Origin of the sequence: Methylobacterium variabile, from assembly GCF_001043975.1 — a bacterium.
Lineage (GTDB): Bacteria > Pseudomonadota > Alphaproteobacteria > Rhizobiales > Beijerinckiaceae > Methylobacterium > Methylobacterium variabile.
Map to the genome: position 1 here is coordinate 1 of NZ_LABY01000255.1, position 9007 is coordinate 9007.

A 9007-nucleotide genomic window follows, 5' to 3' on the forward strand; every position below is an offset into this window, starting at 1 on the left:
GAGGCGCGCGAGCTTCTCTCGCGCCTCGCGATCTGCCTCGCACAGGCCAGGGAGGAGGCGGAGCCCTTCGCCCGCCTCGGCGCCCCCCGGGTGGATGCGGGCGGCAACCTGAAGTTCGACGCCGCGCCGCCGCCGGCGGATCCCGAGCAGCTGCGCCAGCTCGCCGGCGTGATCGCCGACCGCCACGATCGTGAGGAGGTCGGGGTGCTGCCGGGCGAGGGCCCGGTGGACCGCGGTGGCGGCGGCCTCCTCGCCCGGATGGGTCGAGGCGGCGAGCCAGACCGGGCGGTCGGCGATCACGCCGGCGAGCTGGCGCAGCTGCTCGGGATCCGCCGGCGGCGGCGCGGCGTCGAACTTCAGGTTGCCGCCCGCATCCACCCGGGGGGCACCGAGGCGGGCGAAGCGCTCCGCCTCCTCCTGGCTCTGGGCGAGGCAGAGCGCGATGCGCGAGAGCAGCGCCCGCGCCACCGCCGGGGTGCGAGACCAGGCCCGCGCCGAGCGCTCGGACATGCGCCCGTTCACCAGGATCAGCGGCACCTCGCGCGCGTGCAGGGCCAGGATGGTGTTGGGCCAGATCTCGGATTCGGCCACGAGCGCCAGGTCCGGCCGCCAGTGGTCGAGGAAGCGGGCGAGGTAGCGCGGCGCGTCGAGGGGCGCGAACTGGTGCAGCGCCCCGCGGGGTAGCCGCCGGGCCAGCAGCTCCGCCGAGGTGCGGGTGCCGGAGGTGACCAGCACCGTGAAGCCGCGCCGGGTCAGGCGATCGACGAGGCCGAGGAGCGACAGGGCCTCGCCGATGCTGGCGCCGTGGGCCCAGACCAGGGGGCCGCCGGGGCGCGGCCGGCCCGGGCGGCCGGTGCGCTCGGGCAGGCGCACCGGGTCCTCCTTGCCGCGGTTGCGCCGCCAGGCCAGCAGGCCGGCGAGCGCCGGCTCGAGGGCGATCAGGCCGAAATGGTAGGCGCGCAGCAGCGCCGGCACATCCCCGCCCCTCGTCGCCTCGCGCCTCATCGGGCGGCGTCTCCGGCGGGCGGCGCCTGCCCGGGATCCTTGCCGGGACCCTTGCCGGCAGACTTGCGCCCGTGGACCGGGTCGACCCGGCCGACCTGCGCGAAGGCCCGGGCGTGAACGGCGTTGAGGTCGGTCTCGATGCGCAGCCGGGCGGCCTCGATCCCCGCCGGATCGAGGTCGCGGGCGACCGTGATCGGCTCGCCGAAGGCCATCACGCCGCGGCCGAAGGGCAGGCCGAGGCTCGCCCGGTCCCAGCTGTTGAACTGCAGGTAGCGGCTCGTCACCACGGCGGTCGGCACCACCGGCCGGCCGGAGAGGCGGGCCAGCATCACGATGCCCTCGCCGCAGCGCCGCGACACTTTCGGCACGTCGGCGCTGAAGGCGACCGATTCGCCGTCCTCCAGCGCCTTGAGGCAGCCGCGCAGCGCCTGGATCCCGCCCTTGGCCCAGACGTCGCTCGACCGCCGCGCGCCCGAGCCGCGCATCACCCTGACCCCGAACCGCTCGAGCACCGCGGTGTTCACGCCGCCGTCGATGGAGCGCGACACCATGGTGGCGACGCGGTCCTGCGGCCGGCGCACGAAGGGCACCATCAGGTGCTGGCCGTGCCACATCGCGGCGATGAACGGCCGCAACGGCGTCAGCCAGTCGTAGGCGTCGGGCGGATCGAGGGTGAAGCGGTTCGTGCGCCGCACCAGCTTCAGGTAGCTCGCGCCAAGAAAGCCGAGGCTCTCCTGGGCAGCCCGGCTGCGGGCGATGCGGGTGACGACGCTCATGCGGGCACTTCGTGGAGGGGGACGCTCGAGGCGGGACGCGGCGATGCCGACCCGGGAAGGACCGGGCAGCCCGCCCGCGAATCCGGGCGCCGTCATGCTCCGTTCGGGCCCGCGAAGCAACCGCCGTCAGGTTGCAGACGCCTGACGCAGCGTGCGGTACCGCACCGCGAAGCGCTTCGGGGATCCCAGCGTGGGTGGTGGAGCCTGGTCGCTCCAGGGGCAGCACGAGACGGCGGTCTGTCGATCCCCGCGTAGGCGGGGAGCCCATCACATCGTGCTCGCGGCCCGTCTCGCCTCGGGTCGATCCCCATGTGGGCGGGGGAGCCTCGATGGCCGCGGCGCAAGGGGTCGCACCTGAGGGTCGATCCCCGCATAGGGCAGGGAGCCTCCGCCAGCTAAATAGCTGATACCATTCACAATGTCATAGACTGTCATTGATGGCAGGTGAGAAGCGGACTGTCGAGGTTCGCCAGGACGCCGGGCGCGGACCGAGGCGTCCGGGGTCGGCGGTGCCTCCGGCGCACGCCCCGGCAGGCCCGGGACGGTCCCGGTGCGTGCAGCGGCTTGTTTGGAACGCTTCCAATCTATAGATTGGAAGCGTTCCAAACAGGAGCAGGCGGATGAAGGCCCTGACCGATCTCACCGAGCGCGAGGTGCTGGCGCTCGCCATCGCCAGCGAGGAGGAGGATTCCCGCATCTATCGCAGCTTCGCCGAGAGCCTGCGGCCAGACCTGCCGGGCTCGGCGGGGCTGTTCGAGGCGATGGCCGACGAGGAGCGGAGCCACCGCGACGACCTCTACGCCGCCTACCGGGTGCGCTTCGGCGAGCACCTGCCGCCGTTGCGGCGCGAGGACGTGCGGGGCTTTCCCCGCCGCCGGGCCGTCTGGTGGCAGGGGCTCGATGCCGGGCGGATGCGGCGGGAGGCGGAAGCGATGGAGGCGCAGGCCGCCGGCTTCTACGAGCGGGCGGCGGAGCTCTCCCGCGACCTCGGGGTGCGCCAGCTCTTCACGCGGCTGGCCGAGGTCGAGCGCGGTCATGGCCGCCGGGCCGGGGCGCTGGCGGCGGAGCAGGAGGCCGGCGGGGCCGCCGCCGAGGAGGCTCGGGTCGCCCACCGCCTGTTCGTTTTGCGCTACGTGCAGCCCGGCCTCGCCGGGCTGATCGACGGCTCGGTCTCCACCCTGGCGCCGCTCTTCGCCGCCGCCTTCGCCACCCACAACAACTGGCAGACCTTCCTGGTCGGGCTCGCGGCCTCGATCGGCGCCGGGATCAGCATGGGCTTTACCGAGGCCCTGTCCGACGACGGCAGCATCACCGGGCGCGGCTCGCCCTGGCTGCGCGGCCTCGTCTGCGGGATCATGACGACGGTGGGGGGGCTGGGCCACACGCTGCCCTACCTGGTGCCGGATTCCTGGTCGAATGCCTTCACGGTGGCGACCGTGCTCGCCATCCTGGTGGTGGCGGTGGAGCTCCTCGCCATCTCGGCCATCCGCACCCGCTACATGGAGACGCCGTTCTGGCGCGCCGCCCTGCAGGTGGTGCTGGGCGGGGTGCTGGTGCTCGCCGCCGGCGCCGTCATCGGCAGCGCCTGAGGGTGTCCCCGTGCGGCACCGTGCGCGGGAGGCGGCGCCGAATGCCGCTCCCGCTACCTTGAAAATGGTCTAGAACACGGGGAAGCGAAGGCATTCAAGAAGCGCCCGCAAGAGCCCCCAAGAGCCCCTCCGAGGAACCGCCGTGCAGACCAGCTTCACCCCCGCGCAGCTCGCCGACCCGGCCATGGCCGCCTCGGAGAAGATCCTGCGCACCTGCGTGCATTGCGGCTTCTGCACCGCCACCTGCCCGACCTACCTGCTGCTCGGCGACGAGCTCGATTCGCCGCGCGGCCGCATCTACCTGATCAAGGACATGCTGGAGGGGGGCAAGCCCGCGAGCCCCGAGGTGGTCAAGCACGTCGACCGCTGCCTGTCGTGCCTGTCCTGCATGACCACCTGCCCGTCGGGGGTGCACTACATGCACCTCGTCGACCACGCCCGCGCCCACATCGAGAAGACCTACGCCCGCCCGGCGGAGGACCGTTTCCTGAGGGCGGTGCTGGCCCGCGTGCTGCCCTACCCGCACCGCTTCCGCCTGGCTTTGCTCGGCGCCACCCTCGGCCGGCCGTTCCGCGGACTGGCGGCGAGGATGCCGAAAGTGGGCAACCGGCTCGCCGCGATGCTCGACCTCGCCCCCACGGCGCTGCCGAACCGCTCGGCTAGCGACCGGCCCGGCCGCTTCCCGCCCGCCGGCCCGCGCCGGGGGCGGGTGGCGCTCCTGCGCGGCTGCGCCCAGAGCGTGCTGCGGCCGGACTTCAACGAGGCGGCGATCCGGCTCCTCAACCGCCACGGCGTCGAGGTGGTGCAGGCCAGGGGCGAGGGCTGCTGCGGCGCGCTCACCCACCACATGGGCCAGGAGGAGTCCTCGCACGCGCTGGCGAAACGCACCATCGACGCCTGGATCGCCGAGATGGACGGCGAGGGGCTCGACGCGATCGTGGTCACGGCCTCGGGCTGCGGCACCACGATCAAGGATTACGGCTTCATGTTCCGCGACGACCCGGCCTACGCGGAGAAGGCCGCGCGGGTCGCCGGCATCGCCCGCGACGTCACCGAGTACGTCACGTCGCTCGGCCTCTCCGAGCCGGTGGTCGAGACCGACCTCGTCGTCGCCTATCACTCCGCCTGCTCGATGCAGCACGGGCAGGGCCTGCGCACCGAGCCGAAGGCGCTGCTGTCCCGGGCCGGCTTCACCGTGAAGGACGTGCCGGAGGGCCACATCTGCTGCGGCTCGGCCGGCACCTACAACATCCTGCAGCCGGAGCTGGCCGCGCATCTGCGCGCCCGCAAGGTCGCCAACATCGAGCGCGTCCGGCCCGACGTGATCGCCACCGGCAACATCGGCTGCGCCACCCAGATCGGGAAGGGCACCGCGATCCCGATCGTCCACACGGTGGAGCTGCTCGACTGGGCCACCGGCGGTCCCCGTCCGGCCGCCCTCGACGGCGTCGCCGACAGGCGGCCGGCGCTGGCGGCGGCGGAGTAGGCGCACGCGGGCAGGGGGCTTGCGCGGCGGGCTGCGCCGGGCGAGGGGAGCCGCACCGGCATCCTCCTTCCCGTGAGCCCGCCTGTGACCCACCCTCCCTTCCGATCCGGAACCGTCCGCCGATGAGCCTCGCCTCCGTCAAGGCCGACCTCGCCGAGCGCGCCCCCGACCTCACGGTGCTCGAGACCGAGGCGAGCTCGGCCACCGTCGCGCTCGCGGCGGCCGCCCACGGCGTCGAGCCGGCCCGCATCGCCAAGACGCTGTCCCTGCGCCTCGGCGAGCGGGTGGTGCTGCTGGTCGCCCGCGGCGACGCCCGCCTCGACAACCGCAAGGCCAGGGCCGCCTTCGGGACGAAGCCCCGGATGCTGGGCCCGGAGGAGGTCGAGGCGATCACCGGCCATCCCGTCGGCGGGGTGTGCCCGTTCGGCCTCGCGAATCCGCTCCCGGTCTACTGCGACGTGAGCCTCCGTGCCTTCGACGAGGTGGTGCCGGCGGCGGGCTCACCCAACAGCGCCGTGCGGGTCGCGCCCGAGCGCCTCGCGGCACTGACCGGGGCGGAGTGGATCGACGTGTGCCAGCCGCCCGAGGCGTGAGGGCGGGCGAAAACGCCGCGCGGCTGTGGACCGGGCGTCATCGACAACCGGGGCGTCCGTGACCTAGCTGTCAGGGAGCCTCTGTCATGGAGCCTTCAAGGCGGCCGGCCACAAGGCCCCTCCCGCCGCGTCACTCCCGCCGCGCCTTGCCCGTCCGAGACCGCCCTTGATCTTCGTCCATCAGCCCAACGCCTGCGCCAGCACCGGGCAGCCGCTCCTCGAGCGGCGCCTGCTCGAGATGTCCGAGCCGATCCCGCCGGACGCGCTCTGGATCGACCTGATCGAGCCGACCCGCCAGGAGGACCACAAGGTCGAGGCGTTCCTCGGCATCTCGATCCCGACCCGGGAGGAGATGGAGGACATCGAGCCCTCGGAGCTGCTCTACGTCGAGAACGGCGCGCGCTACATGACCGGGCGCCTGCTCTGCCGGGTCGACACCGACGACGCGCGGCTCACCGGCGTCACCTTCATCCTGCGCGACAACAAGCTCGCCACGGTGCGCTACGACGATCCCCAGGCGTTCCGGATGTTCGTCCACCGGGCGGCGCGGCCGGCCGGCGTGATGCTGACCGGCGAGGCGATCCTGGCCGGCCTGATCGAGACCGTCATCGACCGCGCCGCCGACGTGCTCCAGGCACAAGGAGAGCGCATCGACCGGCTCTCGCGCCTGATCTTCGCCGAGCATTCCGACCCGAGCGCCCGCAATGCCGAATTGCAGGACACCCTGCGTGCGCTCGGGCGCCACAACGAACTCCTGTCGCAGCAGCGCGAGAGCCTGGTCTCGGTCGAGCGCATCCTGCTCTCGCTCTCGGCGAGCTACCGGGCCAGCAAGGCGCCGCGGGAGATCCGCGAGGAGATCCGCTCGACACTGCGCGACCTCCAGTCGCTCGAGGAGCACGCGACCTTCCTGTCGGGCAAGATCCAGTTCCTGCTCGACGCCACCCTCGGCCTCGTCAATCTCGAGCAGAACAACATCATCAAACTGTTTTCGGTCATGGCGGTGGTGTTCATGCCGCCGACCCTGATCGCCTCGATGTACGGCATGAACTTCAAGGTGATGCCGGAACTCGACTGGGGCTTCGGCTACCCGATGGCCGTGGTGATGATGGTGGTGGCGGCGATCCTGCCTTACGCCTTCTTCCGCTGGAAGCGCTGGCTGTGAGAGACTGAACGACAGGGGACATCGAACGGGATGTGCGGCCGCTTCTTCGTCACTTCCTCGCCCGAGATCTTCCGGGAGGCCTACGGCTACGCCGAGCAGCCGAACTTCCCGGCCCGCCACAACGTGGCGCCGACCCAGCCGGTGGCGGTCGTCACCGCCGAGCACGGGCGGCGGCGCTTCGTGCTGATGCGCTGGGGCTTCCTGCCCGCCTGGGTCAAGGACCCGGACGACTTCCCCCTCGTCATCAACGCCCGGATCGAGACCGCGGCCGAGAAGCCAAGCTTTCGCAACGCCCTGCGCTACCGGCGCTGCGTATTACTGGCCGACGGCTTCTACGAGTGGCGCCGCGGCGGACCGCGCGGCCAGGCGCCTTACGCCATCCGCCGCGCCGACGGCCGCCCGATGGCGCTCGCCGGCCTGTGGGAGACCTGGAGCAGCCGCGACGGCTCGGAGATCGACACCGCGGCGATCGTCACCTGCGACGCCAACGGGCTGCTCGCCGGCATCCACGAGCGCATGCCGGCGATCCTGTCGCCGGAGGGCGTCGACCACTGGCTCGACCTGCGGGAGGTCGATGCGGGGGCGGCGTCGGCTCTCTGCCGGCCGGCGCCCGAGGAATGGCTCGACCTCGCACCGGCGAGCCGGCGGGTCAACGACGTGCGCAACGACGATTCGGGCTTGCTGCGGCCGGACGAGGATGCTCCCGCGCCACCGCAGCCGGAGCGGAAGACGGAGGCGCAGGGCTCGCTGTTTTAGGACGGTCCGACGTTTCGACGCACGGTCGCATCGCTCTCCACGTCAATCCGGGGCCGCGCAGCGGAGCCCGGAATGGCACCACGATCATGTCGATCGTCGAGTCTCGTCGGGGCAGAGGCAATTCAGAATCCCGCCAACGTGGGGTATAGATCATCCCAAAGCGGATTGAAATCTTCGATCAATCGCGCCGCCACTTCTTGAGCATCTTCTCCCGCGCGATCGCTTCCTGCACCCGGTCGTACTCTTCGTACCAGACGAGTCCCGTGACATCATACCGAGCGGTAAAGCCATCTTGCCGCCGACTGCGATGTTCATAGGCACGACGAGCGAGATCGTTGGTGACGCCTAGGTAGAGAGTGCCGTTCTGCGCGCTCGCCATCATATAGACGTGGTAATACCAGCGCGCGTGCCGCTTCTCATCCGCTGTCGAGGCACCTTACCATTCTGAATCACTCCGCGTCATTCCAGGGCCGCGCAGCGGAACCCGGAATCCAGACACTCAAGTGTTTCAAGGCGATGCGAACAGCGTACCGCTCCGTTCTGCATCACCTGCGGTCCTGGATCCCGGGCTCCGCTGCGCGGCCCCGGGATGACGCGGAGAGTGGCATGAACGTCGAGGAAACGAACTCTTGCAACCGCGTCCCGCCCCCTCACTCCGCCGGCGGCTTGGCGCTCTCCCGGAACGGATGGGCCGGATACGTGCCGATGATCCGGATGGCGCTCGAGAAGTAGGCCAGCTCGTCCAGCGCTCGGCGCAGGCCCGGCTCCTCCGGGTGGCCGTCGACCTCGGCGTAGAACTGGGTCGCGGTGAACTGGCCCTCGACCATGTAGCTCTCGAGCTTGGTCATGTTGACGCCGTTCGTGGCGAAGCCGCCGAGGGCCTTGTAGAGCGCCGCCGGGATGTTGCGCACCCGGAACATGAAGCTCGTCACGGTCGGGCCCGCGCCGACCGGCGGCACCGCCGGCTCGCGGGACACGACGACGAAGCGGGTGGTGTTGTGCGCCTCGTCCTCGACGTCCTCCTCCAGGATGGCGAGGCCGTAGATCGCGGCGGCCAGCCGGGGCGAGAGGGAGGCGCGCGTCCGGTCGCCGCCCTCGGCGACCTGGCGGGCGGCGCCGGCGGTGTCGGGCGCCACGACGGCCTTGAGGCCGAGGCGGCGGATGATCTTGCGGCACTGGCCGAGCGCGTGGACGTGGCTGTGCACGGTGCGGATCTCCTCCAGGCTCACGCCCGGCAGGGCCATGAGCTGGAAGTGGATCGGCAGGAACTGCTCGCCGACGATGTGGAGGCCTGAGGCCGGCAGCAGGTGGTGGATGTCGGCGACGCGGCCGGCGATCGAGTTCTCGATCGGGATCATCCCGAGGGCGGCCGAGCCGTCCTGCACCGCCGTGAAGGCGTCCTCGAAGGTGGCGCAGGGCAGGGGCGTCCAGTCCGGATAGGCCTCCTGGATAATGATGTGCGAGTTGGCGCCGGGCTCGCCCTGGTAGGAGATCGTCGTGTTCATCGATGCGCTTTCGGGAGGCGGTCAGTTCAGGCGCCGGGCGGCCAGGATGGCCCGGGCGCGGGCGAGGTCGTGGGGTGTGTCGACCCCGAGGGGCACGTCGTCCACCACCACGGCGTCGATCCGCATCCCGGCCTC

9 protein-coding genes and 1 pseudogene are annotated in these 9007 nt (G+C 71.6%); 5 read left to right on the forward strand and 5 right to left on the reverse strand.

All coding sequences use genetic code 11. The features are described 5' to 3' along the window. Together VQ02_RS29495 and VQ02_RS29500 are read right to left on the reverse strand one after the other, a co-directional pair. Positions 1-1005 (reverse strand): 3-deoxy-D-manno-octulosonic acid transferase (locus VQ02_RS29495; RefSeq protein ID WP_157080864.1); only part of this gene is annotated, 1005 nt, incomplete at its 3' end. After that, positions 1002-1781 (reverse strand): lysophospholipid acyltransferase family protein, encoded by a 780-nt coding sequence (locus tag VQ02_RS29500; RefSeq protein WP_048447816.1) that lies wholly within the window; start codon positions 1779-1781, stop codon positions 1002-1004. The genes VQ02_RS29500 and VQ02_RS29495, both read right to left, overlap by 4 nt. 620 nt (positions 1782-2401) lie before the next feature. Here VQ02_RS29500 and mbfA point away from each other — a divergent pair. The 5 genes from mbfA (at position 2402) to VQ02_RS29525 (ending at position 7367) form a co-directional block, all read left to right on the forward strand. After that, positions 2402-3370, forward strand: a complete 969-nt coding sequence (mbfA, locus tag VQ02_RS29505) for an iron exporter MbfA (protein ID WP_048447817.1) — start codon at positions 2402-2404, stop codon at positions 3368-3370. Positions 3371-3512: 142 nt separating this feature from the next. Continuing rightward, positions 3513-4856 (forward strand): glycolate oxidase subunit GlcF, encoded by a 1344-nt coding sequence (glcF, locus tag VQ02_RS29510; RefSeq protein ID WP_048447818.1) that lies wholly within the window; start codon positions 3513-3515, stop codon positions 4854-4856. A gap of 122 nt (positions 4857-4978) precedes the next feature. After that, positions 4979-5449, forward strand: a complete 471-nt coding sequence (locus VQ02_RS29515; RefSeq protein ID WP_048447819.1) for a YbaK/EbsC family protein — start codon at positions 4979-4981, stop codon at positions 5447-5449. Positions 5450-5615: 166 nt separating this feature from the next. Next, a complete protein-coding gene (locus VQ02_RS29520; RefSeq protein ID WP_048447820.1) occupies positions 5616-6611 on the forward strand; it encodes a magnesium transporter CorA family protein in 996 nt (331 codons plus the stop codon). Positions 6612-6641: 30 nt separating this feature from the next. Beyond that, a complete protein-coding gene (locus VQ02_RS29525; RefSeq protein WP_048447821.1) occupies positions 6642-7367 on the forward strand; it encodes an SOS response-associated peptidase in 726 nt (241 codons plus the stop codon). A gap of 178 nt (positions 7368-7545) precedes the next feature. Here the strand turns inward: VQ02_RS29525 and VQ02_RS29530 are convergent, their stop codons facing one another. The 3 genes and pseudogenes from VQ02_RS29530 to VQ02_RS37675 form a co-directional block, all read right to left on the reverse strand. Further along, positions 7546-7749: a GIY-YIG nuclease family protein gene (locus VQ02_RS29530; RefSeq protein WP_342447865.1), complete on the reverse strand. Its 204-nt coding sequence runs from the start codon at positions 7747-7749 to the stop codon at positions 7546-7548. A gap of 268 nt (positions 7750-8017) precedes the next feature. Next, positions 8018-8872: a prephenate dehydratase gene (locus VQ02_RS29535; RefSeq protein WP_048447822.1), complete on the reverse strand. Its 855-nt coding sequence runs from the start codon at positions 8870-8872 to the stop codon at positions 8018-8020. Between the two features lie 21 nt (positions 8873-8893). Beyond that, positions 8894-9007: pseudogene (locus VQ02_RS37675) on the reverse strand (3-deoxy-manno-octulosonate cytidylyltransferase); the annotation flags it as partial.

What these genes read in the sequence shown, in the direction of transcription:
- VQ02_RS29500 (WP_048447816.1), bottom strand. Translation starts at nt 1,781, where the DNA reads ATGAGCGTCGTCACCCGCATCGCCCGCAGCCGGGCTGCCCAGGAGAGC.
- mbfA (WP_048447817.1), top strand. Translation starts at nt 2,402, where the DNA reads ATGAAGGCCCTGACCGATCTCACCGAGCGCGAGGTGCTGGCGCTCGCC.
- VQ02_RS29515 (WP_048447819.1), top strand. Translation starts at nt 4,979, where the DNA reads ATGAGCCTCGCCTCCGTCAAGGCCGACCTCGCCGAGCGCGCCCCCGAC.
- VQ02_RS29525 (WP_048447821.1), top strand. Translation starts at nt 6,642, where the DNA reads ATGTGCGGCCGCTTCTTCGTCACTTCCTCGCCCGAGATCTTCCGGGAG.
- VQ02_RS29530 (WP_342447865.1), bottom strand. Translation starts at nt 7,749, where the DNA reads ATGATGGCGAGCGCGCAGAACGGCACTCTCTACCTAGGCGTCACCAAC.
- VQ02_RS29535 (WP_048447822.1), bottom strand. Translation starts at nt 8,872, where the DNA reads ATGAACACGACGATCTCCTACCAGGGCGAGCCCGGCGCCAACTCGCAC.